Raw genomic sequence first — 23468 nt, 5'->3', positions numbered from 1 at the left:
TTTGGTGTTCTTATGGTCATGCTCGAGCCCGGCGCCGGGGCAGGGGGATGTCAGGCGCTGAGCTCGGACATCACCTGGTAAAGATCGGCCTTGCCTTCGAAGCCGATGCCGGGCAGCGGCGGCAGGGCGACGTGACCGTTCTCCACCCGGACATTGTCGGGGAAGCCGCCGAACGGCTGGAACAGGTCGGGATAGGATTCATTGCCGCCGAGACCCAAGCCCGCCGCGATGGCGAGCGACATCTGGTGGCCGCCATGCGGGATGCAGCGCGACGCCGACCAGCCATACGACTTGAGCATCTCCAGCGTGCGCAGATATTCGACGAGGCCATAGCTCAGCGCGCAGTCGAACTGCAGCCAGTCGATCTCCTTGCGCATGCCGCCGTAGCGGATCAGGTTGCGTGCATCCTGGTGGCTGAACAGGTTCTCGCCGGTGGCCATCGGCTTCGCATAATGCTGCGCGAGCTCTGCCTGCAGTTCGTAGTCGAGCGGATCGCCGGCCTCCTCGTACCAGAACAGATCGTAGGCCGAGAGCGCCTTGGCGTAGTCGATCGCGGTTGTCAGGTCGAACCGGCCGTTGGCATCCACCGCGAGCCGGCAGCCTGCAGGCAGTAGGCCGAGCACGGCTTCGATGCGACCAAGATCGTCCTTCAGCGGCACGCCGCCGATCTTCATCTTCACCACCGTATAGCCGCGGTCGAGATAGCTCTGCATCTCGTCCTTCAGTTTGCTGTTGTCCTTGCCGGGATAGTAGTAGCCCCCGGCGGCATAGACGAAGACCTTCGGATTGGCCGCGCGGCCGTGGGCATCCGCCAGGTATTGGAACAGCGGCTTGTTCGCGATCTTCGCGGTCGCGTCCCACACCGCCATGTCGATGGTGCCGATCGCGACCGAGCGCTCGCCATGGCCGCCCGGCTTCTCGTTGCGGAACATGGTGGCCCAGATCCTGTGCGGGTCCAGATTGTCGCCGGCCTGGTTCAGCAGGCTCGCGGGCTCAGCTTCCATCAGGCGGGGGATGAAGCGTTCGCGCATCAGCGCGCCCTGGCCGTAGCGGCCGTTGGAATTGAACCCATAGCCGACCACCGGCTTGCCATCGCGGATCGCATCCGTGATGATGGCCACGAGGCTCAGGGTCATCTTGCTGAAATCGATGTAGGCGTTGGCGATGGGCGATGCGATGGGATAGGTCCGTTCACGGATGTCGACGATACGCAAGGTGAGCCTCCGGGTTGCAAACCTGGATGTGGCGGCAATCCGCTGACGATGCCAATGCCGATTTCCTATCAGGCGAGGTGCAAACGGCATCAGCCGTGACATGCGCTCAGGAACCAACCATGGAGCTGATCTGGCTCGAGGATTATCTCGAGCTTGCCCGCACCGGCAATTTCTCGCGCGCCGCCGAAGCGCGGCATCTCACCCAGCCGGCCTTCAGCCGCCGCATCCGCGCGCTGGAAGAGTGGGCCGGGGTGACGCTGTTCGACCGCGCGACGCAGCCGGTGCAGCTGACCGCGGCGGGGCGTGAATTCCAGCCGCTCGCGGCGATGCTGATCCGGCGTATCGCCGATGCCCGCGCGCATGTGCGCGAGGCGGCGGCGGCGGAAGCGGCGACGATCCGGATCGCGGCAACGCATGCGCTGTCGCTGATCTTCTTTCCGCCCTGGCTGAAGCGGCTGGAGGCCGCAGGCCTGATCTGCTGCGTGCAGCTGACCTCGGACACGCTGAATGCGGTCGAGACGCTGCTGCTCGACGGACGCGCGCATTTCATGCTCGGTCATGTGCATGACGAGGTCCCTCTGCGGCTGCCGGCCGGCGAGTTCGCCTCGACCGTGGTTGCGAGCGACCGGCTGATCCCTTGCGCGGCGTCGGGCCCGATGGCCGGCCGAGCAGCGCCACTCTCGGAGGCGCCGCTGCTCGCGTATGGTGCGGGCTCCGGATTGGGACGGATCCTGCGCGGCGTGCTCGGTGCGCGATTGCCGCGGCTGTTGACGGCACCGGCACTGACCGCGGATCTCGCCGGCGCGCTGCGCGCCTTGTGCCTGGATGGACGCGGTATCGCCTGGTTGCCTGCGACGCTGGTGGAGGATGATCTGAAGTCCGGCCGGCTCGTCCCGTTGGCCGATGCATCCTGGGAGATACCAGTGGCGGTGCGGCTGTTCCGGCCGCAGATGCGGCTGACGCCGACGGCGGAAGAGATGTGGCGGCTCGCGCAAGGGCAGGGGAGCTGAGATGCGCTGAGTCACGGCGCTGACGTCGTCGTGTTGAAAGCTCTGGGAAGTAAGGTCCTGGGAAGTAGAACCTTGAGAAGGAGTGCCTTGGGAATTCGAGTCCGTGCACGCGCGCCAGAGCTTGTCCATCCGAAATCCTCTTGGCACGTTCGCCGGGCGTGACGCCGCGGCCTCGCGGCGCGATCGCGTCCGAGCTTTGCCGATCGGCTTGGCCCTCGAAAGGCGAGGGCGCAGGGAAGGCCGGATGCAAGGCCTGCACCCATGGCCCGCCTGCAGAAAAGAAAGCAGGCGGCAGTCACCACAGGTACGGCCGTACACCGGCCTTCCCTGCACAATGGTTTTAACGGCTGCTTCGCGTTCTCCCTGGTGCGCCGGGCTTGTTGGCCACCTCCGTGCGAGGCAAAGCCTCGTCGCCTACGCGACAACGCGTTAAACGCGTTGCGCGGTGATACCAGCGTCGGGGTATCGGGACCGCGCGACTTGACCGTGCGCATCGATGTTGTTCGTCGGCATGAAAGACCATGCTGCAACACCGACACGCCCATCGCATCCCGCGCTCAACGTTCGTGACGATCGCGATACGCCCCTCGAGCGAGGCGGGACGGCGCTATACAAGCATGATTTCTGATAAAACGAAAGTGAAAAATTGGCGCCGGGAGGGCACGCACGCGCGATCCGCTTGAGCCGGCGTGCGAAATGAATTTTTCGGCGCACGCGCGGCTGGCGGTTCGTGCGTCGACAAGCGCACGGATGGACAGCGTGATCGCGCACTTGCGCGGCCGTCATCATGAAGCCGATTTGCCCGACGGGCGGTCGGCTCGGCGCCAAAGGCGGCATTGCCTTGAACATCCGCCGTGAGAAGGGCATCGAGGCGCTTCCGGCGTGGCGGGACGGCGGTGCTCGCTGCTTCGCAGCAAGCGCAGCACGGATGAGCGTAGCGACATCCGGGATTGCATCCCCGCATGTCGCTACGCTCATGCTGGCTACTTGCTGCGATGCTCAGCCAACCGGTCCCGGGGTCCAGTCATCCCCGACAAGCGGCCTCACTGTTACGTCACGAATGACTCCGCGCTGCAGGCTTGGATCGAAGTGGCGCATTGTTCGCTCGTTGAGATCGATGATGCGGCCGGGCGTGAGTGGCCCGACGTCATTGATCTTGACGATGACCTTCTTGCCGACAGCTTCAACGAGCGCATATTTCGGCTTGGTGCCATAATGGACCCCACCAAATTTCTGACGCAGGCTCGTCTTGATAGCAGCCGCCCACGCAGACGGATTGTAGCGCTCGCCGGAGGCCGTGTTCCGGCTGCCCTCCCGCCATCCGGGCCGGAATGGATTGTACATGGATGCTGCGCCAACGATCGCATCCCCGGACGCGGCGTTGACGACGGCCTTTGAATGAACTGCACCGATTTCATCGCTTCGGGCAGTGGTGACGGAAACGGCAAGCGCCACTACGGCGCCGCAAATGGCGGCGCTGGAGCGAAACACCATCAGAACTCCTTGACTGTTTTTCTTGATCGTCCGGTTCCGAGTGCCGCAAAACAGGAGCGAGCGAACGCGGGAGCGTTGTCGGACTCGCACTGTTCTTTTTGCGCATTCGCCAGTACAGGCGATGGAACCGTTGTGGGAACCTTGGGTGGTTCGCGCACGGGTTCTTAGTTCTCACCGACTAAGACAGCGAATGCGTCAACAGCATGACTGATCGGGGTTCCCTGCCACCGGGTAAGTACGGGTTTACATGCGTCTAGCCGATGTTTGCGCGACGTGAAGAGGAACTCGGCGCATTTCCGATTGCGAGATCGTCAAGTCACGGGCGAATACGTGGCGGCGTGTAGATCAGATCGGCGTTGCGTGATCCACCGTCAGTACGCAGTCGATCGTCATATGCAAAAGCTCTTCCATCTATCATGCTTGCGTGCGGTAATCATGAACCGCCCGTCGGTGTTGATGAAATTCGATCTCCGATGAATACTCGATCTGCCAGCCGTCGGATGATGCTGTGTTCACCCGCTCGACGTCGCCAATGCGCAAACCCGTTTGCGCCGCACTGACGGAACAGCGTTACATCCGAGAGGCCTGCGGAACGAAACGGGTAGTTAGTCTTTCTCTGACTTTGGGAGGTGCCCATGAATTCTCACGCAGTGGAAGGAGCGTGTGCGTTCGCGTGGCGGAACTACTTGCTGCTGCATAGCGATATTGACGAGAACGACAGCGTGCGTTCTGCCCTCTATCGCTACATCGCCGACGTTCGCGATGCCGGCGCAGAGGATTTTGAGGTCCTGCAAATCGCGGCAGTCGCTTACTTGAAGAAGCTGGATGAATTTCATGAGGACGGATTTGCGAGAGTGGCGGCGGATCGAATCCTGGCCGAGTGCCTGGAATCACGCAGCGCACAGCTCGACACGTCGAGTGAGGTCACACCACGGAAGGAGAGGAGCTAACAGCATGGCAGACAATGCGCCCCAGGCAAACCGCTTCGCGCTCGATCCACAAAGGCGCATCGCCGCAGTCGCGGCAGTCGGCATGAATGTCTTAAAGCCAGTGATGCACTTTCAAATCGCGATGCTGAGAATGTGGGCCGACAGTATCGAGAGATTTGCGGGCAGTTACGATAAAGGGGTGGAAGAAGCCGCGGCCACCGTACAGGAAAACGCAGAGAAGGACCGGGCCGCGTAGATTGGCGCAAATGGGCAATTAACTCCGCTCCGGTTCACGAGCAAGCGTAGCCCGGATGAGCGGAGCGACATCCGGGATTGCATCCCCCGCATGTCGCTCCGCTCATCCGGGCTAGTTGCTTGCTAATTGCTTCTAGCTGGTCGGAAGCTTCGGCCAAATTGAGTGGGTGCTTGCTCGATGCCAGCAGTGTCACGACAGAGGCCAAGTTTGGCGCTGAGAAGATCGCGACGTACTTTTAGCCGGAAATGATTGTTGTTCGATTATACAATCTATGCTAGAAAATTGACGGTGCTCGCGAGGTCATGCCAATGGACAAGAGCTCATCATGAGCAATATCTCAGACGATGTTTTGATCGCCTCGCTTACGCTCGCTGGCACCGTGATAGCCTTTTTTGTCCGCGAGTGGATGAAGCGCCGGATGCTTCGACAAATGTTGTTCGCCGAAATATGCTCGTTCATAGCCGTGATTGAGACGATGCAGCTCGACAGTAGCTTTGAGTCGTTGATCAAATCCCCACCCCAAAAATGGTCGTACGTCAGCCATGAAGACTATTTCACGCTGTTCGAAGCGAATGCGAGCGGCCTCGGTCTCGACGGTGAAACGGTCAGTCATGTCGTGGCATGCTATGAGTTCATGAAGGGAGCTCGCGATGCACGCCGATCGGCAGCGAGCTGGGGGGCTGACAACCTGGAGCTATGTCGCTCAGAATTGCGCCGCTCCGCCGACTTGCTCGCTCACAGTCTGGATGAGGCGGCTCAGGCAACGGAAAGGCTTATAAAGAGGGATTTTCGAACCGGTCCGATGAAGAGGGCAATGGAGAGGATTCTGCATTCGAGACAAATAAGCGAAATAGCCGAGCGCTGGCGAACAGTTGCTGATCGACCGATTCCTGCGGACATAACTCGGAGCATGACGAGCTAGTAGGCTTGCCAGGGTGAGCGTCGTGATATCCGGGATTGCATCCGCGCTTGTCGCTCCACTAATGCGGGGTCCTTGCTTTCACCCATAGGCATCGCTGTCGATGCCGTATTCATCGTAGATGGTCAGCGGGTCGCGGCCGGGACAGAGCCGGCACTTGGCCTGGGCGAGACGCAGCTTGACGGCGTCGGGCGTGCGGCCGTTGGCCAAGAGCTTCCGCAGTTCGTCCATATGGACCCGCGGCTGGTGCTTCTCCGGGAGCTGCTCCAGCGCAACGAGTGCGGTGGCGAGCGCTTCGGTGACGACCCAATCGTCGTGGCCCGTGATTCCCGGTCGCGGCATCGGCGCACCTCTCGTCCATCTGAGCTGGAAGGCGTGACGGCGAGCCATTGTAGCGCGATCGTGTTGCGTCGGCCATCGCGCGCTGCGAGGTCGCTTTAACAAGAACGCGTCAAGAAGAGGTCCCGAAGAGGTAAAGCCGCCTCACGCCTCGGCGTCGCGGCTTGCAATCCGGTGCAGCTGTTCGAACAGGTCGGGCGTTTCGCTGGTGCAGAGGCAGACGCCTTGCGCCGAGTCGGCTTCGCCGGCGTTGAGGTAGGCGTGGCCCATGGTGCTGTCGATGTAGATGCCGTCGCCCTCGTGCAGGATCTCCGGCGCGTAGAACTCGGTGTGCACGGCGATCATGCCGCGGGTCACCATGAAATATTCCTCGCCGCTGTGGCGCAGCAGCGGGCCGAACTCATCCAATGTGCGGGCGCGCACCTCGGCGAGCATCGGCACCATGCGCTTTCCGATCAGGTCGGTGCATTGATAGGTGTAGGTGTAGAACTTCGTGTTGACGACCTGGCCCTGGCCGACGCGGCTGATGCTGCGCCGGGCAGTCACGGCACGGCCGGGCTCGGGCCGCGGCGCCACCGGGCTGAACAGTTCGGCGATGTCCATCTTCAGGCCGGAGGTGAGCTGCAACAGCTTGTCGTAGGTCAGCGACATCAGGCCGTTTTCGACCTTGGACAGGGTCGAGAGCGCCATCCCAGTCTTTTCCGCCACCTGCTTCAAGGTCAGCCCCCGGGCCTGGCGCGCCGCCTTGAGGCACTGCCCAAGCTGGGAATGCGGGCCCTCGGCCGCATTTGGCTCGTTCACAGCGGTATCTGCCATATCCATCTTTCGGAAAAATCGTTTAGCGGATCGTATCTTGGTCGGCTCTTGGATTGCGTCGCTTGCCCGGTCCGACTCTCGCGCGAATCTGTCGGAATTTCAATCAGCTGCCGGACTAGCCTCTTATTCATGCAGAATTGCCGGCAGGATGCGGCATTTTCGTGCCATGCATTTCGTTTCGCTTATGCTAAATAGTTTTCAGTTTTGGAAAGAGAAGTGCCGTGGAATCGATTTGCGATCAAACTGCCGTCGATCTGATGCAGCAGCTCAAGGGCCGGGCCGTGTCGCCGGTCGAGCTGCTCGAAGCCTGCCTGGCGCGCATTGCCGCCATCAACCCCGCCATCAATGCGGTGGTGACGCTGGATGAAGAGGGGGCGGCCCGCGCCGCAAAGGCGGCGGAAGCGGAGCTGCTCAAGGGCGAGGATCGCGGGCCGCTGCACGGCCTTCCGGTGCTGATCAAGGACACCCAGGACACCGCGGGCCTGCGTACCACCTACGGTAGCCCGCTGTTTGCCGACCATGTTCCGGCGGCCGATCAGGCCTCGATCGGGCGGCTGCGTGCGGCAGGCGCGATCATTTTCGGCAAGACCAACACGCCGGAATGGGCCGCCGGCGCTAATACCCGCAATCCTGTGTTCGGTGCCACCGGCAATCCGTTCGATCCGATGCGCTCATCGGCCGGCTCCTCCGGGGGCTCGGCGGCCGCGCTCGCCTGCGGCATGGCGCCGCTGGCGTCCGGTTCGGACACCGGCGGCAGTCTGCGTAATCCGGCTGCCTTCTGCGGCATCGTCGGCATGCGGCCATCCTATGGCCTGGTCGCAAGCGAGAAGCGCGCCCATGGCTGGTCGTGCCTGTCGACCGATGGACCGATGGCACGCAACGTCGCCGACACCGCGCTGATGCTGTCGGTGATGGCAAGCGACGACAGCCGCGATCCGCTCGCCTACACGCTGCCGAACGAGCCCATTCGCGGCGTGCCCAGGCGCTGGACGCCGCCGGCGCCGATCGATCTCGGCAAGCTGCGACTCGCCTTTACCGAGGATTTCGGCTTTGCGCCGACGGAGAAAGCCGTTCGACGCGTGCTCACCAAGCGCGTCAAGCGGATGGCGCCGCTGTTTGCAGGTTGCGAAGAGGCTTCGCCCGACTGCACCGGCGCCGACGAGGCTTTCGCGGTGTTGCGCGCCTCGATGTTCCTGACCAACCACGGCAAGAATTTTCGCGAGCGGCCGGAGATGCTCGGCCCCAATGTCCGCGCCAATGTCGAAGAGGCGTTGCGCTACAGCCTCGACGATTACGCCAAGGCCGCGGCCGTCCAGACCCGGATCTATCGCGCCTACCAGAGCTTCTTCGAACGTTTCGACGTGCTGGTCAGCCCCGCGATCACGCTGTCGCCGCGGCCGTGGTCGGAGCTCTATCCGACCGAGATCGACGGCGCGCCGACGCGGTCTTACTTCCACTGGCTCGCGCTCGCTTATGCGGTGACGCTGACCGGCCATCCCGCGCTGTGCCTGCCGCTCGGCGTGGACGAAGCCGGCCTGCCGTTCGGTCTGCAGATCGTCGGCCCCCGCGGCGGCGATGCGCGCGTGCTCAGCGTGGCCGCAGCGCTCGAAGCAGCCTTCGCTGAAGATCCCGAACTGGGCCGGCCGAAGCCGGACCTCGCGAAGCTCGCCGCCGCACCGCCGCTGTCGTCAGCGCCGGGCTTCAAGTCCTGGGATTGATCCCGGGACCGATCTGGGACTGACGGCGCGCGGTGCCGTCGCCACATGGATGACGCGTGCGCTCGCGGCATCCGCAAGACTGACGAAAGACACATAGGAGACAAAGATGTCCGTTCCGCCCTCATATCCGTTCTCGCTGGTGCGCCGCGCCGCGGGCCTCGTGTTCCTGTCAGGCGAAGTGCCGCGCGCGGACGACGGCACGATTCCCGAGGGGATCACCGCGCAGACCGACCTCACGCTGCAACTGATCGGCGAGACGCTCGCGGACGAGGGGCTGTCGCTGCAGGACGTGGTGTCCTGCACGGTCTACCTGGCCGACCGCTCGGATTTTGCAGCGTTCAACGCGGCCTATCGCAAGCATTTCCAGGATCCGCTGCCGGTGCGCACCACGGTGGAGGCCAAGCTGATGCTGGATGCCAAGATCGAGATCACGGTCATCGCGGCCGAACGGAAATAAGCGGGAGTTTCGACCATGAAAAGCGCGATCGTTCTCGGCGGCGGCATGGTGGGTGTCGGAACGGCTTTGCATCTGCAAAGCCGCGGCTGGTCGGTCGCGCTCGTCGACCGCAAGGAGCCCGGCCGCGAGACCAGCTATGGCAATGCCGGCATCATCCAGAGCGAGGCCGTGCGTCCCTACGCGATGCCGCACGACATCAGCGGCCTGTTCGACATTGCGACCGGTAGCACCAATGACGTGCATTACGAGCTGCTGGCGCTGCCGTATCATATGCGTCCGTTGCTGCAGTATTGGTGGAACTCGTTTCCGAAGCGGCACGAGCAGATCGCGCAGACCTACGCGCGGCTGATCGGGCGCGCCGCGCCCGAGCATGAGCCGCTGATTGCGGCAGCGGGTGCCGGCAATCTGGTGCGTCGGGACGGCTTCCGGGTGATCCATCGCCAGCAGGCGCAGTTCGACAAGGAGGTCAAAGAGGCCGAAGCGGTGCACGACGCCTTCGGCGTCAAGTTCAGGGTGCTCAGCGCGCGCGAGCTCGCGCAGGCCGAGCCGGGGCTCACCGACAGCGGGCTTGGCGGGCTGCAGTGGCTGGAGCCGTGGACCGTGTCAGATCCGGGCGGGCTGGTCGCATCCTATGCCGATCTGTTCATCCGCCGCGGCGGCAAATTCATTCACGGCGATGCGACGAGCCTGGCACAGACCGGTAGCGGCTGGTCGGTGCGGACCAGCGAGGGGCAGATCGATGCCGAAGCTGCGGTGGTGGCGCTCGGGCCATGGTCGCCCGAATTCCTGAAGCGCTTCGGCTACGACATTCCGATGGTGCGCAAGCGCGGCTATCACCGGCACTACGCCGGCGGCGCGCCGCTCGATCTGCCGCTGCGCGATGCGGCCTTCGGCTATCTGATGAACCCGATGGTCAAGGGTGTGCGCATCACCACCGGTGCCGAGCTGTCGGGCCCGGACGCCAAGCCGACGCCGGTGCAGCTGGCCAAGGCGGAGCGCGCTGCGCGGCAACTGATGGATCTCGGCAAGCCGGTCGAACCGGAGCCGTGGCTCGGCACAAGGCCGTGCATGCCGGACATGTTGCCGGTGGTCGGGCCGGCCGCCCGGCACAAGGGCCTGTGGCTGCATTTCGGCCACGGTCACCAGGGCTTCACCTTGGGCCCGGCGACCGGGCGCATCCTCGCCGAGATGATGAGCGGTGAGTCGCCGGGCGTCGATGTGGCAGCCTGCGCGCCCGAGCGTTTCGCGGCGTAAGCCTGCCAACGAAGCTACGCGTCGCGCGATCCTGACGTGCTCAATGCACCAAAGCCGCAGTCCTGAAGGCTGCGGCTTTGTCGTTTTGCAAGCCGCGAGCGCAGGCCGCGCGCGTTTGTCTGCGATCCGAACGAGTTTACCGCAGATTTGTTCACCTGATCGTGTATAGAACGAGGCAGCTTCGCCACTTCAAGCACCAGCGCCAGGACGAGAACGATGCGATTGCTCGCCATCATTTATCGCGCCATCTCCAACTTCGCGTTCCTGGCGATGGTCTATCTGAGCCTGAACTTCATCGAGAAGTACCACGACCGTGCCGTGCTCGCGATGTTGATCCTGCTCTATGCGGGCATGCGCAGCGTGATCGTGCTGCGCTCGTTTCATTTCTACACGCGGGTCGAACGGTTGGAAGTCGAGATGCGCCGGCTGATCGGCATGATCGGGGAGGGGCCGAGCGGCTCGGGCGCGCGCAAGCAGGTGGTCGCCGACGTGAGCGTCTTGCGCCGCGATGGCGAGATCAAATCCTATATCGACCTGTTCTTCCTCGCCGCTGTCGTCATCCTGTGCGTTGCCAAGATCGTGACGGATTGATCGGCCGTTATTGCCGGCGGCAATCGCGCAAGTCGTAGTGGTCAGCGCTTCCGCAAGCTCGCCAAACGAACCGCGCGCGAAGCCGGCTTGCCTGCGGACTTTGTTGAAGCCTTCGCTGCAGACTTGGCTGAAGTTTTTGCCGGGGTCTTTGCTGCGGATTTGGCTGCTGGATTCGGCGGCACAAGCGCCATGCTGGCGAGATGGCGTCGAGGCGGCGCGACCGGCATCGGCGCGGGTATCGCGAACAGGTTCGCGGCGGGCACCGGCAGCACGGTCGCGAGCTTGCCCGGTGAGGACGGGTTGTCCGCTTGCGGCCAGGACGCCTCGCGCCGGAGCGACGAATCGTCGGATGGTCCGGCAGACAGCAAGTCGAGATCCGCAGCCGTCGCGCGCGAGTGGGTGACCGAGCCGGCGAAGTTGAAGCTCGGGAGCGCCGGCCATTGCGCCACCGGAACCTCGCCGGCGTGCGGGTGCACCAGCCATTCCTGCGGCTCGGTCGGCGTTGCCGGCCGGTCGGGCGTCGCCGGCACGACCTGGACGATGCGATAGCCGCGCGCCTTCAATTCGTTCAGGATCTTCGGCAACGCGGCGACCGTGCGGGCGTGAATGTCGTGCAGCAGCAAGATGCCCTTGCCGCGCGCTTCCAGCCGCTTCATCGCGAGCTCATAGACGCGATTGGCGGAGATATTGCGCCAGTCGTCGGCGACAAAATCGGCGCTCCAGACCTGCAGCCCGAGCGAAGCGGCATACGTCTCCACGCCCTCGCCACGCGAGAGGCCGGGCACGCGGAAGAACGGCGTGAGGGCCGAGGGATCGGTCAGCGCGGCCGACACCGAGGCGATGCCCTGATCGACCTCGGGCTTCGACTGCTCGACCGTCATCTTGTTGAACGAGAGCGGATGGTTCTGGCTGTGCGTGCCGATGGTGTGGCCCGCGGCGGCGAGCTTGCGCACGCCCTCCGGGCTGGCCTTGGCCTGGCGGCCGATCGTGAAGAAAGTCGCCTTCACGCATTGATCGGCGAGAACCTGCAGCACCTGGTTGCTGTATTTCGGCAGCGGACCGTCGTCGAACGTCAGCACCACCTCGTGATCGTGCAGCGGCAACGTCTCGCGATACTGCATGGCGCCGATGCGCGGATGCGCAAGCGGATCGACGACCAGCACGCGCGATGTGCCGAGCGCATCCGGATGACCCGGGCACTCCGCGGCCGCTGCCGCGCTGGTGCCGAGCAGCGCACACACCAGGACGGCGCTCCAACGCCGCTTGCCGAGGCAAACCGAACGATTGTCACTCATCACGCAGCTTGCATCCTCATTCCAGCGCCGCAACCTCAAGCGGCGCAAATTCTAGCAGGGATCAGCCATAGCTGCGACCTGCGATCGGCGCCACGGGCGCATTTGCATTTCCGTTGTGGCGCATTTGCAGGCGGCGCAGCTTTACAGGTGGCGCAGCGCGCGCGAAAGACTAGCCATCGCCGCATGAACGACGCATTAATCGCGAGCGGCGTGGATATCCGGCTGCGCAGCCTCGTCCGATTGCTTCGTCGCTGGCGGCACGATGTGGACCACCTTGTAGCCGTGCTGCTTGAGATAGCGGAGGAAGGCGGGCAGCATCGCATCCGTGCGCGGCTGCGGGTCGTGCAACAGGATGATGCCCTTGCGATCCTGTTCGAGCCGGCTGGTCAGAATCTTGAGTTCCTGCTCGGGCGATATCGGGTTCCAGTCCCCGGCCCACAGATCCGCGCCGAACACGGCGATGCCGCGAGACTGCAGCAGCTGCAGCGTCGCCGGGGTCGATTCGAAATAGGGAAAACGGAAAAAGGGCGTCGATGGCGTGGTTGTCGACACCCCGTGCAGCGCCTTCTCATCGGCGGCAATGCCGCGGTCGATCTCCTGGATGGCCTGTGCCGGTGTCAGGTGCGCAAGATTGGCGTGGGTGTAGGTGTGATGCCCGATCGTGTGCCCTTCGGCGGCGATCTTTTGCACCACCGAGGCTCGTCCCGAAGCCGGCTCGCCGACCAGGAAGAAGGTCGCGCGCACGCACTCCTTGGCCAACTCGGCCAGTACCTTGTTGGTCCTCGGCGGCGAGGGGCCGTCGTCAAAGGTGAGCACGACCTCGTGATCATGGAGCGGCAATGTCTGCGGGAAGCTCTTCAAGCCGACGCGCGGGTAAATCTTGGGATCGACGGTGAGCACACGTGACGTGCCGAGCGTGCCCGCGCGCGGACATTGGGCCGACGCGCCGGTCGCGGACGCCGTTGCCGCTGCGGCCACGCTGTGGGGCAGCCCAAGCCAAAGTCCGAGCCCAAGCAGAATGGCCGCTGCGTTCACCCAAATTCCGATCTGGCTCTTCATCTGGCGCCTCGGCAGCATGTTTCTGATTGCGTCGCGTGTGGCCCATTAGGTAATGCGTCAAAGCACGTTTCAGACCAGTTTGCGTGATCTGTCAAACCCGCGAGGCCCGCCATGGATGAACAATTGGACGTGGCCCATGATGCAGCGGTTCTCGACCGCGCTCCCATGCGGATGGACAACGGCGAGATCCGGCCCGAGTTCATCGAATCCATCACCGCAGCCATTGCGTCGGAGGACGAGGCGTTCCTGCGTGCGGAGATTGCGGAACTGCATGAAGCGGATCTCGGCGACCTCATCGCGGCGCTGGCGCCGGAGGATCGGGTTCGGCTGGTCGAGCTGACCGGCACCGATTTCGATTTTTCCGCACTGAACGAGGTCGACGATGCCGTCCGCGAGGAAATCCTCGAGGAACTGCAGCCGGAGACCGTCGCAGAAGGCGTCCGCGAGCTGGAATCCGACGATGCCGTCGAACTGCTCGAGGGGCTCGACGAGAAGGATCAGGAGGAAATCCTCGACCGGCTGCCTCCGTCCGAGCGCGACGTGCTCGAGCGCAGCCTGGACTATCCGGAGGGCTCGGCCGGCCGGCGCATGCAGAGTAAATTCATCGCCGTGCCGCTGGATTCGACCGTGGGCCAGGCGATCGACTACATGCGCGAGACGCCGAACCTGCCGGACCGGTTCTACGAGATCTATGCGGTCGACGGCGTGCAACATCTGCAGGGGGCGGTCGCGCTGGATGCGCTGTTGCGGGCGCGGCGCCCGGTGCCGCTCGCTGAGCTGATCGATGAAGACCGCCGCCGGGTCTCGGTCACCGATGATCTCGCCGAAGTGGCGCGCCTGTTCGGCAAATACAATCTGGTCGCGGCGCCGGTGGTCGATGCCGACAACCGGCTGGTCGGCGTCATCACCATCGACGACGTCGTCGACGTGATCGAGGAGGAGGCGGACGAGGACTTCAAGGCGCTGGGCGGCGTCTCCAGCGATGAGGAGCTCTCTGACAGCGTCTGGACCATCGCCAAGGGCCGCTTCAACTGGCTCCTGATCAATCTTGCCACCGCATTCCTGGCATCCTCGGTGCTCGGACTGTTCGAGGGCCAGCTCGAGAAGATGGTCGCGCTTGCGGTGCTTGCGCCGATCGTCGCGAGCCAGGGCGGCAATGCCGCGACGCAAACTATGACGGTTGCAGTGCGCGCCTTGGCCACGCGCGAGCTCGGCTCCAACAACGCCTTTCGCGTCGTCTTGCGCGAGGGACTGGTCGGCCTTGTCAACGGCGTTGCCTTCGCCCTGATCACAGGCGTCGCTGCGGTCGCCTGGTTCAAGATCCCCGGGCTTGGCATCGTGATCGGGCTCGCGATCATCTCGAACCTGGTGGCCGGCGCGCTCGGCGGCATCCTGATCCCGATGGTGCTCGATCGGGTGAAGGCGGATCCGGCCGTCGCGTCCGGTACTTTCGTCACCACCGTGACCGACGTGGTCGGCTTCTTCGCCTTTCTCGGCATTGCGACATTGTGGTTCGGGCTTAAGTGACCGGATCGAATAGCTGAGAGATTTGAAGGGCTTTTATCGTTAATCCGACCTTAACGCGGCTGCGCGAGAGTGGCGCACCGAGACGGAGTCGGATCATGCAACGTTTGCGCTTGAAGGCAGATGGACGGATCGTGGAGCTGCGCGACGGCCAGGAATTTCCACTGGCGCCGGCTGCGGCACCCACCGCGCCTGCCGAGGTTCGCGACCTCAGGCGTCGCGCCCATCTCACTCAGCAGGAATTCGCCGCCAAGCTCGGGGTCCCCGTCGAGACGATCCGGAACTGGGAGCAGGGCAAGCGCATGCCGCGGGGGCCGGCCCGCGCACTTCTGACAGTGATCGCGCACGCGCCGGATACGGTGTTCGCTGCCTTAGCCAAGACTTAAGCTCAAACCTAGTCTCGCATGGCACCATCTGCAGATGCGGACATAATGCCTCCCATCGGAGGGCGCGGCCATGCAAGCGATCGAGGCCAACGGCGCCAGCATCCCGGCGATCGGACTGGGAACCTGGGAATTGCGCGGGCGGAGCTGCGCCCGCATCGTCGAGCAGGCCTTGAAGCTCGGCTATCGCCATATCGATACCGCCCAGGTCTATGAGAACGAGCGCGAGGTCGGGGAGGGGCTGCGTGCCTCGGGCATCCGCCGCGATGCCGTCTTCCTGACCACAAAGGTCTGGACCACCCACTTCGCGCCCCATGACCTCGAACGCTCGGCGAAGGAGAGCCTGGCGCGGCTGCGCGTCTCCGAGGTCGACCTGTTGCTGCTGCACTGGCCGAATCCGCAGGTACCGCTGGCGGAGACCCTGGGCGCGCTGGCGCATGCAAAGGCGCTCGGGCTGACCCGCCACATCGGCGTGTCGAATTTCACGGTGGCCCTGGTCGAGGAGGCGGTCGCGGCCAGTTCCGAACCCCTGGTGTGCAACCAGGTCGAATATCATCCCTATCTGGACCAGACCAAGGTGCGCGAGGCCTGCGCCCGCCACGGCCTCGCCGTGGTCGCCTACAGTCCGGTGGCCAGGGGCAAGATCAAGTCCGATGCGACGCTGATCCGAATCGGACGCGCGCACGGCAAGACGCCGGCGCAGGTCTGCCTGCGCTGGCTGGTGCAGCAGAATGTGGTCCCGATTCCCCGCACCTCGCGCATCGAGCGGCTGTCGGAGAACATCGCCATCTTCGATTTCGCCTTGTCGGATGCAGAGATGGACGAGATCTTCGCGCTCGCTAGTCCTGAAGGACGGCTCACCAACTTCGCCTTCGCGCCGAAATGGGATTGAGGCCCGACCGCGGCTTGCTATGCTCGGGCTGAGATGGCACACGCGATGGCCAGCGCGCCGCGTGGCGGCGCCAGGGCCTCGGCGATGACCGCGCGGACGCGCGAAGAAGCAGCATGGAACGGTGGCAGTTTATCCGTTGGGGCATCGCGGCGTCGGTGCTTGCGCATATCGTCATCGCGGCCCTGATTTTCCTGTCGACCGGCGTGCGGCGCTTCGAGCCTCCTGCACCGGAGGTCGTGGCGGTCGACATCGTCGATCCGGATGAGCCTGCGAAGGCGCCTGAACCCGCGCCGAGCCCTTCACCGACGCCTGACCTCGCCTTGCCCAAGCCGGACGTCTCGCCGGCGCCCGCGGCGGCCGCACCCGCTCCGGCACCCGCACAACAGCCGACCCCGGCGCCAACGCGCGAAGCCAAAGTGCCACAGCCGCCCGAGCCGCAGCCAGAAACGAAGCCGTCCGCGCAGCCGCAAGCTCCGGCCCCGTCACCGGCAGCACCGAGCTACGTCCCCGCGCAACCGGACCTGACGGTCAAATATGGCGTGATGCTGGGGCTACCGCCGCCCTTGCCGCCTTTATCCGCGTCAGGGGACGGTTCGGAGGACGGCAAGGATGCCGGACCTTCGGCGAACACCAATCTCTCTGCCAATCTCGTGGCGCCGTTCCGGCAGCATCTGAAAAGCTGTTCGAAATTGCCGGCTTCCGTGTCCCGTTCCGACAACATCATGGTCAAGCTTCGCGTGGCCATGATGCCGGACGGTCGGCTCGCGGCGGAGCCCGTGCTGATCGCGGGCACCGCCTCGGTCAAGGCGTTGGATCTGAAGCAGAGCGCCGTGCAGGCGCTCACGGCCTGCCAGCCTTACGGGATGTTGCCGCCGGACCGCTATCGCGAATGGAAGGTCCTCGAACTGTCGTTCACGCCCCAGGATTTCGTGGACTGAGGGACGCTGCTCCCACTCAATGGCCCATGGCCTCCCAGGCGCTGGAGGCGAATTGCCGGCGCCAGGTCACGATGACGACGGCCGCCGTCGTGACGAATAGCGCCCAGGGGCTCACGAACCACCCGAGATAGCCGAGCGCGAAAAAGAAGGCGCGCTGGCCGCGATTGAAATGGCGGCCGCCGGCCTCGAACAGGCGCGTGGTTCGGATCACATGGGCTTCGGCCTCCGGCGTGCCGCGCTGCGGCGCCAGCGGCATGCCGCCGATCAGGATCGCGACATAGTTGAACAGCCGATAGGCCCAGGCGAACTTGAAGAAGGTATAGATGAAGATCAGGACCAGTCCGACGCACTTCACCTCCCACAGGGCCGGGTGCGGGCTGAGGTCGACCGGGAAGGTCTTGAACACGGCGAGCGCATCGCTGGTCGAGCGCAACAGCGCAAGCCCGCCGCCGATCGCGATCAGGCTCGAGGAGGCGAAGAAGGCGGTGCCGTTCTGCAGGGACGACATGATCTGCATGTCGACCATGCGCGCGTCGCGCTCGAGCAGGCGCCGGATCCAGACCTCGCGGTACGCATTCATCCGGGCCGAGAGGCTGTTCCGCCCATAGGCCGTGTGCTCCAGGGTGATGGCATAGACCACCCATTCCAACACGAAAAAAGAGACCGCAGCGATATCGACGGTATACGTGCTCATCCTGTATTCCTTGCCAACCGCGAGTGTCCTGAATCCGAAGCTTGCTTCAGCCGTGGCTTGGCTGCGCGGGACCAAGGCAGACGCCGCGCGGCTCGGCATCGCAAGACGACGTCGCAATGGAGACAGGTTCGGACATGACGTTGAAGCTCGTAATCGGCAACAAGAATTATTCATCCTGGTCGATGCGGCCGTGGCTGGCGATGCGCGGCTGCAACATCGCCTTCGAAGAAATCTTCGTGCCGCTCTATACCGACGACAAGGCTGACAAGGATCGGCTGTTGAGCTTCTCGCCGGCGGGAAAAGTGCCGATCCTGATCGACGGCGACATCACCGTGTGGGATTCGCTTGCGATCATCGAATATCTCGCGGAGCGTTTTCCCGACGCCGAGCTGTGGCCGAAGGACCTCGCCGAGCGCGCCTATGCGCGCGCGATTTCGGCCGAGATGCATTCCGGTTTCGTGCCGCTGAGGAGCGCGTGTCCGATGAACTTGCACCGGCCGGTGCGGGCAATCGCCTTGTCGGAGGAGGTGAGGGCCAATATCGCGCGCATCGAGCAGATCTGGCAGGAGTGCCGCCTTCGCTATGGGACGCGCGGACCGTTCCTGTTCGGCGCATTCAGCGCGGCTGACGCCATGTTCGCCCCGGTCGTCCACCGCTTCCGCACCTTTGCCATCGACGTCACGCCGCAGGCGCAGGCGTATATGGATACCATGCAGGCGATGCCCGCCTGCGCGGAATGGACCCGGGACGGGCTTGCGGAAACGCTGGTCATCGACCGGATCGAGCAGATCTGAGCGCACAGCAAGATGACCGCGGGGAGCTTGGGCCTGCCCTGTGCGTCCTGGTATGCTTGCTGAAGTGGATGTAGCGGACGGAGCGGTAGCGATGGGATTCCTCGACGAACTCAAGAACTCGCCGGCCTTTCGGGGCGCTCTGGGGCAATTGGAGGCCGCCGTGCTTCCCGTCGTCCTGAACGAGGTCTTCGGCCAAGGCGGGCAGGGCGGTTTGAGCGCGATCGTCGCCAAGCTGGAGCAGGCCGGTTACGGCGCCCAGGTCAAATCCTGGCTCGGCAACGGCCAGAACCTGCCAATCTCGGCCGAGCAGCTGCAGCAGGTGCTCGGCAGCGACGTGGTGAAGCAGCTCGCGGCCCGCTACAACATTCCCGTCGACCAGCTCTCCAAGGTGCTTGCCGAGCAATTGCCGCTGGCCGTCGACCACGCGAGTCCGGACGGGAGGCTTCCCCATACCGCCTGATCGGCCGGATCGCCGGAATGCGGGGCGCGCTGCCGCTCCCGGCGGGCATCATGCTGAAAAGGTTTGCAAAATTGACGTATTCGCCATGCGCGCTTCGCTGGCCAGGGAGCGGGCCTGCGTGCTATAGACGCCATTAATATAAGAGAGCCGGATGGCTCCGCCGCGGGGGACCGTTGGCGGCCCGGCGTTCAAGCAGGAGAAGGCGTTGAAACACAAATTCCCCGTCGGGGCGACCGTCACCTTTACCGCAAGCAGCGTCTCGCGCCCGGCCGCCAATGGTACCTATGAGATCATCCGCCAGCTCCCGACCGAGGGCGACGACTACCAATACCGCATCAAGAGCTCGACGGAGGCGTTCGAGCGCGTTGCCAAGGAAAGCCAGCTGGCGCAGTCTTAGCGCGCACTCTGGACTGAGGCGGCGAGCAGCTTCCGCCAGTGCGATTTATTTGACCCCGTTGCCGCGTGGCTACGGTCCGGTGGAACAAGGAGGGGAACAACCGCCGCTGCGCTGCTGTGCTCGCTGGACGCCGCGCAGAGGAGGGGCAGAGGGGGTAACGACGGGACGTTCCATCCGCTTGCGGATGGGGTGGGGATAGCGGGTCGCCTTGAACCACTCTCCGCGCGCACAGCGGTCGGAATCGGCCTATGGTCGGGTGGCTGGGCCGCCTGAGGTCTGTGTTGCATTTGGCCATTGCTGATCGCCTATCGCGGCCCCGCGCTCCGGGCGCGACTATCGCAATCGATCGCCGGCTCGCCAAAGGGACCGTTGCGCATGAACTTGACCTTGCCCGACCAATTCTGGAGCTCTCCGGCCTTCCCGATGTGGCTCACCTTGGCGGCCGCGGCCTTTTTCGGCCTGGTCGTCCTGGTCACGCTGTTGCGCGCCGAGAAGTCGGTTGCCAATGGAGCGCTCACGGTCATCACCCTGTTGGCCGTCGGGATCGCGGTTGCGTCCACGATGCGAAGCCTGGATGAGGGCGGCCATAGCGAAGCCAGCGAGAACGTGGCCATGCCGGCGGGCACCATGCTTCCCGCGCTCGCCTGCGTCGACGATCTCGCGGGCGATCTCGTGCTGTCGAACTGCGAGAAGAATCTGTTCGGGGCGGCCGACGCCACCGCGGCCGCGGTGAGCTATGCGGGCGCCATGATCTCCCGCTTGACCGCAACCGGCGACGTGACTGCCGCCAACAAGATCATGACCCCCGAACTGCTCGCGCTGCGTCGGGCGATCGAGCGCGACCGCTACGGATTGATGGCCTATGTGCTGCTCACGCGTGACCGCTGCACACCCTCCGACTGCTACGCGTTCCGCTCCGTGACCGACCGTCAGCAGCTCGTCAGCAATATGGAGGGGCGAACCTATGAGGGGTTGGTGACGCGCTATGCGTCGCAGTGGAATGTCCCTCAAGCGGCCCCGGGCGCGCAGTCGCAAGCGGCGACCGGCAGCTTTGCCGGACTGGCGCCGTCCATGCCGACGGGCAAGCCCACCAATGCGGAGTTTCCGAGCGCGTCCTCGACGCCGCCGGTCAGCATCATGGTTCCGGAGCCGACCGCATCGACCTCGCGCTCGGCCGCAACCGGGGGCGCGGCTTCGGCCGCTCCCGCGCCGCGGGCGCCGCCGCCTGCGGTCGCGGCGAGCCACGCCCAGGCGCCGGCCAAGAAGCCTGCGGCGCCGAAACCAAAGCCGCCTGCATCGACGCCACAGGCCGCACCCGAGGCAGCCGAACCGGCGCCGAGCAACGAGTAAGCGCTAACCCCTAACCCCTCTGTAAGGCCATGTCCCTCCATTTGATCAAGCTGGCCGTCGGCTGCGAGTCGGTCAACGAACTGAAGGAATGGATCGCCGAGCGCATGCAGGCGGCCAGGAAGAAGGGGCTGCCGGAGCACCACGTGCATGTGACCCGGATGACGCCGAAGCGGATCGAGGAGATCCTGGCCGGCGGATCGCTCTACTGGGTGATCCGGGGCGAGATTGCCGCGCGCGAGAGGATCATCGCCGTCGAGCCGTTCCGCGATCGCGACGGCATCGGACGCTGCCGCCTGGTGATGCAGCCGAAGGTGATCTCCGTCTCGCCGCGGCCGATGCGTCCGTTCCAGGGCTGGCGCTACCTGAAGCCGGACGATGCGCCGCCCGATCTCGGCAAGGCGAGCGCCGACAGCGTGGCCGCCATGCCCGAGCCGATGCGGCGTGAATTGCGCGATCTCGGGCTGCTCTGATTCGTCGGTGGCACCTCAGCCTGCCGGGCTGCGTAGACTTACGCCCCGATGTTGTCGATCAGCCGGGTCTTCCCGAGTTTGGCTGCCACCAGGATACGCCAAGGTCCGTCCTTGGCCGAGGCGAGCGGGGCGAGCGTCTCCGCGTGGCGAACCTCGAGGTAATCGAGCACGAAACCGGCGCTCGTGATCAATTCGGTCCCGCCCGCAACTGCGGCTTCGATGCTGCCTCCGGCGCGCAGCCTGCCGGCAACCTCCTTCATGGCCTTATAGAGCGTCGGGGCGGCGCGGCGTTCCTCCGCGGACAGGTAGACGTTGCGGGACGACATCGCGAGGCCGTCGCGCTCGCGCACGGTGCGTGAACCGATCACCCTGACGCCGAGATCGAGATCGCGTGCGAGTTGCGTCACCACGCGCAGCTGCTGATAATCCTTCTCGCCGAACACAGCGATGTCGGGCCGGCATTGGGTGAAGAGCTTGGCGACCACGGTTGCGACCCCGCCGAAGAACTGCGGGCGGTAACGATCTTCGAGGCCGGCCAGAGCTGCCCCCTCCGGGACAATGCGGGTTGCAAAGCCATCCGGATACATCGCCTTCGCGTCGGGATGCCAGATCAGGTCCACCTTCTCGGCGGCGAGCTTTGCTACGTCCTCCTTCCAGGTGCGCGGATAGGATCCGAAATCCTCGGTCGGTGCGAACTGAGTGGGGTTGACGAAGATGGAGACGGCCACCTTGTCGGCGCGCCGCTTTGCCAGTCGCACCAGGGACACATGCCCGTCATGGAGCGCTCCCATGGTGGGGACCAATGCAAGCGACGCCTTTCTTGCGCGCAAGCCATCGAGCGCACGACGCAGTGCGGACAGGTTGCGGACGATCAGGGGACTTCGTGACATTTTTGCTCGATCTGCAGACTGAAATGATGAGGTCGTGTGTTAGTTCTTGACCGGTTGACGGCCGACCTTATCAAGGACGATGCGAGACCACCAAGCGTACTTAGCACGTCTGCTGCTGCTGCCGCACGCATCCGCGTCGCAGGCCGCTCGGTCGTGAGTCAGACGCCGGCGCGTCGCGCATTGCGATGCGGGCTTACAATACGCGCGCATTTAACTTGACCGCAGACGAGCGTGACTCGAAGATGATCGCGAGGGGTCGTTGACATGCTGGTGCAGACGAGCCAGGGGCAATCGGGTTCGGCCCATGTGATCGTGCTCGGTAACGAGAAGGGCGGTTCCGGCAAGTCCACGACCGCTCTGCACATCGCCGTGGCCTTGATGAAGGCCGGCCAGCGCGTCGCCACCATCGATCTCGATTGCCGGCAGCAGAGCTTCACCCGCTACATCAACAACCGCAGCGCCTGGGCGCGCCGCACCGGTCTGCCGCTCGAATTGCCGACGCACTACTGCATCAAGCTCGGCCAGACGATGCAGATCGCCGAAAACGAGAACGCCGAATTCCAGCAGTTCATCGAGGCCGTCGCCGCGGTCGAACATGCCTTCGACTTCATCGTGATCGATACGCCGGGGACGGACAGCTACTTGATGCGGCTCGCGCATTCGATGGCCGATACCCTGGTGACGCCGATCAATGACAGCTTCCTGGATTTCGACGTGCTCGGCACGGTCGATCCTGCCACCTATGCGGTGACCGGCGAGAGCCATTATGCGGAGATGGTCCGCGACGTCAGGCGCAAACGGCGGCAGGTCGACGGTGCGAGCACCGACTGGATCGTGGTGCGCAATCGGCTTTCGATGCTCGGGTCGCGCAACAAGCAGTTGGTGGCGGAAGGGCTGAGGGAGCTGTCGTCGCGGCTCGGCTTCCGTTCGATCGACGGCTTTGCCGAGCGGGTGGTCTATCGGGAATTCTTTCCGCGCGGCCTGACCGCGCTCGACGATATCGACGAGGCGACGCTCGGGACCCGTCCCAATCTCGGCCACGTGACGGCCCGGGAAGAGGTCATGACCCTGTTGCGGCAGCTCAAGCTGCCGCTGGACGAGCGCGGACGGCGGCGCGCCGCGAACCGGGCGGAATGGTTTGCCCAGGTCGATAAGCCGCTGGATGTCCACGACATCATCAGTGCCTGAGACGCCGGGGGGGCAATCGCTTCGGCTTGCCTAAGGTTCGACTTGCTTAAGGTTCGACTTGCCTGAAGTTCGCCTTGCCAAAAATGTCCGGATCCGGCGAGGGGTCCCGCAAATCTACGGATTTGTCGCAGCGCGAC

The 23468-nt window shown here is 64.4% G+C and carries 26 protein-coding genes; 18 read left to right on the top strand and 8 right to left on the bottom strand.

From position 1 onward, the window contains the following. Positions 1 to 50: 50 nt before the first annotated feature. Entirely contained in the window at positions 51 to 1214 is a 1164-nt protein-coding gene (locus QXZ85_RS30865; RefSeq protein ID WP_315769441.1) for a mandelate racemase/muconate lactonizing enzyme family protein, read from the bottom strand. Positions 1215 to 1333: 119 nt separating this feature from the next. On the opposite strand from QXZ85_RS30865, the gene QXZ85_RS30860 reads away from it, so the two are divergent. After that, entirely contained in the window at positions 1334 to 2224 is an 891-nt protein-coding gene (locus QXZ85_RS30860) for a LysR substrate-binding domain-containing protein (RefSeq protein WP_315744399.1), read from the top strand. Positions 2225 to 3223: 999 nt separating this feature from the next. Here QXZ85_RS30860 and QXZ85_RS30855 read toward each other — a convergent pair. Then, positions 3224 to 3718, bottom strand: a complete 495-nt coding sequence (locus QXZ85_RS30855) for a septal ring lytic transglycosylase RlpA family protein (protein WP_315703244.1) — start codon at positions 3716 to 3718, stop codon at positions 3224 to 3226. Positions 3719 to 4353: 635 nt separating this feature from the next. Between QXZ85_RS30855 and QXZ85_RS30850 the strand changes: the two genes are divergently transcribed. From QXZ85_RS30850 to QXZ85_RS30840, 3 genes are all read left to right on the top strand, one after another. After that, a complete protein-coding gene (locus tag QXZ85_RS30850) occupies positions 4354 to 4668 on the top strand; it encodes a hypothetical protein (protein WP_315703245.1) in 315 nt (104 codons plus the stop codon). Between the two features lie 4 nt (positions 4669 to 4672). Then, positions 4673 to 4903 carry a hypothetical protein gene (locus tag QXZ85_RS30845; RefSeq protein WP_315703246.1) on the top strand — a complete coding sequence of 77 codons (231 nt, stop codon included), beginning with the start codon at positions 4673 to 4675 and terminating at the stop codon, positions 4901 to 4903. A 325-nt stretch (positions 4904 to 5228) separates the two neighbouring features. Further along, entirely contained in the window at positions 5229 to 5825 is a 597-nt protein-coding gene (locus QXZ85_RS30840) for a hypothetical protein (protein ID WP_315763016.1), read from the top strand. A gap of 78 nt (positions 5826 to 5903) precedes the next feature. Here QXZ85_RS30840 and QXZ85_RS30835 read toward each other — a convergent pair whose 3' ends face one another. After that, a complete protein-coding gene (locus QXZ85_RS30835; protein WP_315703247.1) occupies positions 5904 to 6164 on the bottom strand; it encodes a hypothetical protein in 261 nt (86 codons plus the stop codon). Positions 6165 to 6305: 141 nt separating this feature from the next. After that, positions 6306 to 6977, bottom strand: coding sequence for an XRE family transcriptional regulator (locus tag QXZ85_RS30830; RefSeq protein ID WP_315703248.1), 672 nt, complete (start codon positions 6975 to 6977; stop codon positions 6306 to 6308). A gap of 221 nt (positions 6978 to 7198) precedes the next feature. Between QXZ85_RS30830 and QXZ85_RS30825 the strand changes: the two genes are divergently transcribed. The 4 genes from QXZ85_RS30825 to QXZ85_RS30810 all read left to right on the top strand — a co-directional run bounded on the left by QXZ85_RS30825 (position 7199) and on the right by QXZ85_RS30810 (position 10997). Continuing rightward, complete coding sequence (locus tag QXZ85_RS30825) at positions 7199 to 8695, top strand: amidase (protein ID WP_315769442.1); 1497 nt, start codon at positions 7199 to 7201, stop codon at positions 8693 to 8695. A 106-nt stretch (positions 8696 to 8801) separates the two neighbouring features. After that, on the top strand, positions 8802 to 9152 hold the full coding sequence (locus QXZ85_RS30820; RefSeq protein WP_315744396.1) for a RidA family protein: 351 nt from the start codon (positions 8802 to 8804) through the stop codon (positions 9150 to 9152). Between the two features lie 15 nt (positions 9153 to 9167). Continuing rightward, positions 9168 to 10406 (top strand): FAD-dependent oxidoreductase, encoded by a 1239-nt coding sequence (locus QXZ85_RS30815; RefSeq protein WP_315744395.1) that lies wholly within the window; start codon positions 9168 to 9170, stop codon positions 10404 to 10406. 216 nt (positions 10407 to 10622) lie between these two features. After that, entirely contained in the window at positions 10623 to 10997 is a 375-nt protein-coding gene (locus tag QXZ85_RS30810; protein WP_315703252.1) for a hypothetical protein, read from the top strand. A 41-nt stretch (positions 10998 to 11038) separates the two neighbouring features. Here QXZ85_RS30810 and QXZ85_RS30805 read toward each other — a convergent pair whose 3' ends face one another. Both QXZ85_RS30805 and QXZ85_RS30800 read right to left on the bottom strand, forming a co-directional pair. Next, positions 11039 to 12292: a polysaccharide deacetylase family protein gene (locus tag QXZ85_RS30805; RefSeq protein ID WP_315703253.1), complete on the bottom strand. Its 1254-nt coding sequence runs from the start codon at positions 12290 to 12292 to the stop codon at positions 11039 to 11041. 195 nt (positions 12293 to 12487) lie between these two features. Then, entirely contained in the window at positions 12488 to 13351 is an 864-nt protein-coding gene (locus QXZ85_RS30800) for a polysaccharide deacetylase family protein (RefSeq protein WP_315703254.1), read from the bottom strand. A gap of 111 nt (positions 13352 to 13462) precedes the next feature. Here QXZ85_RS30800 and mgtE point away from each other — a divergent pair, with 111 nt between their 5' ends. The 4 genes from mgtE (at position 13463) to QXZ85_RS30780 (ending at position 17088) form a co-directional block, all read left to right on the top strand. After that, the gene (gene mgtE, locus QXZ85_RS30795; protein ID WP_315703255.1) at positions 13463 to 14878 is read left to right on the top strand and encodes a magnesium transporter; all 1416 of its coding nucleotides are present in this window, start codon (positions 13463 to 13465) and stop codon (positions 14876 to 14878) included. Positions 14879 to 14973: 95 nt separating this feature from the next. Next, complete coding sequence (locus tag QXZ85_RS30790) at positions 14974 to 15261, top strand: helix-turn-helix domain-containing protein (RefSeq protein WP_315703256.1); 288 nt, start codon at positions 14974 to 14976, stop codon at positions 15259 to 15261. A 70-nt stretch (positions 15262 to 15331) separates the two neighbouring features. Beyond that, positions 15332 to 16150: an aldo/keto reductase gene (locus QXZ85_RS30785; RefSeq protein ID WP_315703257.1), complete on the top strand. Its 819-nt coding sequence runs from the start codon at positions 15332 to 15334 to the stop codon at positions 16148 to 16150. 113 nt (positions 16151 to 16263) lie between these two features. Continuing rightward, positions 16264 to 17088 (top strand): hypothetical protein, encoded by an 825-nt coding sequence (locus QXZ85_RS30780; RefSeq protein WP_315703258.1) that lies wholly within the window; start codon positions 16264 to 16266, stop codon positions 17086 to 17088. A gap of 16 nt (positions 17089 to 17104) precedes the next feature. Here QXZ85_RS30780 and QXZ85_RS30775 read toward each other — a convergent pair whose 3' ends face one another. Continuing rightward, positions 17105 to 17782 carry a DUF599 domain-containing protein gene (locus QXZ85_RS30775; protein WP_315703259.1) on the bottom strand — a complete coding sequence of 226 codons (678 nt, stop codon included), beginning with the start codon at positions 17780 to 17782 and terminating at the stop codon, positions 17105 to 17107. Between the two features lie 134 nt (positions 17783 to 17916). On the opposite strand from QXZ85_RS30775, the gene QXZ85_RS30770 reads away from it, so the two are divergent. The 5 genes from QXZ85_RS30770 (at position 17917) to QXZ85_RS30750 (ending at position 21253) form a co-directional block, all read left to right on the top strand. Continuing rightward, a complete protein-coding gene (locus tag QXZ85_RS30770) occupies positions 17917 to 18576 on the top strand; it encodes a glutathione S-transferase family protein (RefSeq protein WP_315703260.1) in 660 nt (219 codons plus the stop codon). A 91-nt stretch (positions 18577 to 18667) separates the two neighbouring features. Next, positions 18668 to 19036: a YidB family protein gene (locus tag QXZ85_RS30765; protein ID WP_315703261.1), complete on the top strand. Its 369-nt coding sequence runs from the start codon at positions 18668 to 18670 to the stop codon at positions 19034 to 19036. Positions 19037 to 19241: 205 nt separating this feature from the next. Then, positions 19242 to 19433, top strand: a complete 192-nt coding sequence (locus QXZ85_RS30760; protein WP_315704252.1) for a hypothetical protein — start codon at positions 19242 to 19244, stop codon at positions 19431 to 19433. A 375-nt stretch (positions 19434 to 19808) separates the two neighbouring features. Further along, a complete protein-coding gene (locus QXZ85_RS30755; RefSeq protein ID WP_316175456.1) occupies positions 19809 to 20783 on the top strand; it encodes a hypothetical protein in 975 nt (324 codons plus the stop codon). 29 nt (positions 20784 to 20812) lie between these two features. Further along, positions 20813 to 21253, top strand: coding sequence for a DUF1489 domain-containing protein (locus QXZ85_RS30750; RefSeq protein WP_315703263.1), 441 nt, complete (start codon positions 20813 to 20815; stop codon positions 21251 to 21253). 38 nt (positions 21254 to 21291) lie between these two features. On the opposite strand, the gene panC is transcribed toward QXZ85_RS30750, so the two are convergent. Continuing rightward, positions 21292 to 22143 (bottom strand): pantoate--beta-alanine ligase, encoded by an 852-nt coding sequence (gene panC, locus QXZ85_RS30745; RefSeq protein WP_315703264.1) that lies wholly within the window; start codon positions 22141 to 22143, stop codon positions 21292 to 21294. A 264-nt stretch (positions 22144 to 22407) separates the two neighbouring features. Here panC and QXZ85_RS30740 point away from each other — a divergent pair, with 264 nt between their 5' ends. Further along, positions 22408 to 23331, top strand: coding sequence for a division plane positioning ATPase MipZ (locus QXZ85_RS30740; protein ID WP_315703265.1), 924 nt, complete (start codon positions 22408 to 22410; stop codon positions 23329 to 23331). Positions 23332 to 23468 lie beyond the last annotated feature (137 nt).

This window comes from Bradyrhizobium sp. SZCCHNGR1005 (genome assembly GCF_032489995.1).
GTDB lineage: Bacteria > Pseudomonadota > Alphaproteobacteria > Rhizobiales > Xanthobacteraceae > Bradyrhizobium.
Note: the sequence above shows the minus strand (reverse complement) of the source record. Positions and strands in the feature narration are given on the sequence as shown.

Bases quoted from the DNA above. Each gene is read 5' to 3' on its own strand.
- QXZ85_RS30860 (WP_315744399.1), top strand. From the start codon at position 1,334: ATGGAGCTGATCTGGCTCGAGGATTATCTCGAGCTTGCCCGCACCGGC.
- QXZ85_RS30855 (WP_315703244.1), bottom strand. From the start codon at position 3,718: ATGGTGTTTCGCTCCAGCGCCGCCATTTGCGGCGCCGTAGTGGCGCTT.
- QXZ85_RS30850 (WP_315703245.1), top strand. From the start codon at position 4,354: ATGAATTCTCACGCAGTGGAAGGAGCGTGTGCGTTCGCGTGGCGGAAC.
- QXZ85_RS30845 (WP_315703246.1), top strand. From the start codon at position 4,673: ATGGCAGACAATGCGCCCCAGGCAAACCGCTTCGCGCTCGATCCACAA.
- QXZ85_RS30840 (WP_315763016.1), top strand. From the start codon at position 5,229: ATGAGCAATATCTCAGACGATGTTTTGATCGCCTCGCTTACGCTCGCT.
- QXZ85_RS30835 (WP_315703247.1), bottom strand. From the start codon at position 6,164: ATGCCGCGACCGGGAATCACGGGCCACGACGATTGGGTCGTCACCGAA.
- QXZ85_RS30830 (WP_315703248.1), bottom strand. From the start codon at position 6,977: ATGGCAGATACCGCTGTGAACGAGCCAAATGCGGCCGAGGGCCCGCAT.
- QXZ85_RS30820 (WP_315744396.1), top strand. From the start codon at position 8,802: ATGTCCGTTCCGCCCTCATATCCGTTCTCGCTGGTGCGCCGCGCCGCG.
- QXZ85_RS30815 (WP_315744395.1), top strand. From the start codon at position 9,168: ATGAAAAGCGCGATCGTTCTCGGCGGCGGCATGGTGGGTGTCGGAACG.
- QXZ85_RS30810 (WP_315703252.1), top strand. From the start codon at position 10,623: ATGCGATTGCTCGCCATCATTTATCGCGCCATCTCCAACTTCGCGTTC.
- QXZ85_RS30805 (WP_315703253.1), bottom strand. From the start codon at position 12,292: ATGAGTGACAATCGTTCGGTTTGCCTCGGCAAGCGGCGTTGGAGCGCC.
- QXZ85_RS30800 (WP_315703254.1), bottom strand. From the start codon at position 13,351: ATGAAGAGCCAGATCGGAATTTGGGTGAACGCAGCGGCCATTCTGCTT.
- mgtE (WP_315703255.1), top strand. From the start codon at position 13,463: ATGGATGAACAATTGGACGTGGCCCATGATGCAGCGGTTCTCGACCGC.
- QXZ85_RS30790 (WP_315703256.1), top strand. From the start codon at position 14,974: ATGCAACGTTTGCGCTTGAAGGCAGATGGACGGATCGTGGAGCTGCGC.
- QXZ85_RS30785 (WP_315703257.1), top strand. From the start codon at position 15,332: ATGCAAGCGATCGAGGCCAACGGCGCCAGCATCCCGGCGATCGGACTG.
- QXZ85_RS30780 (WP_315703258.1), top strand. From the start codon at position 16,264: ATGGAACGGTGGCAGTTTATCCGTTGGGGCATCGCGGCGTCGGTGCTT.
- QXZ85_RS30775 (WP_315703259.1), bottom strand. From the start codon at position 17,782: ATGAGCACGTATACCGTCGATATCGCTGCGGTCTCTTTTTTCGTGTTG.
- QXZ85_RS30770 (WP_315703260.1), top strand. From the start codon at position 17,917: ATGACGTTGAAGCTCGTAATCGGCAACAAGAATTATTCATCCTGGTCG.
- QXZ85_RS30765 (WP_315703261.1), top strand. From the start codon at position 18,668: ATGGGATTCCTCGACGAACTCAAGAACTCGCCGGCCTTTCGGGGCGCT.
- QXZ85_RS30755 (WP_316175456.1), top strand. From the start codon at position 19,809: ATGAACTTGACCTTGCCCGACCAATTCTGGAGCTCTCCGGCCTTCCCG.
- QXZ85_RS30750 (WP_315703263.1), top strand. From the start codon at position 20,813: ATGTCCCTCCATTTGATCAAGCTGGCCGTCGGCTGCGAGTCGGTCAAC.
- panC (WP_315703264.1), bottom strand. From the start codon at position 22,143: ATGTCACGAAGTCCCCTGATCGTCCGCAACCTGTCCGCACTGCGTCGT.
- QXZ85_RS30740 (WP_315703265.1), top strand. From the start codon at position 22,408: ATGCTGGTGCAGACGAGCCAGGGGCAATCGGGTTCGGCCCATGTGATC.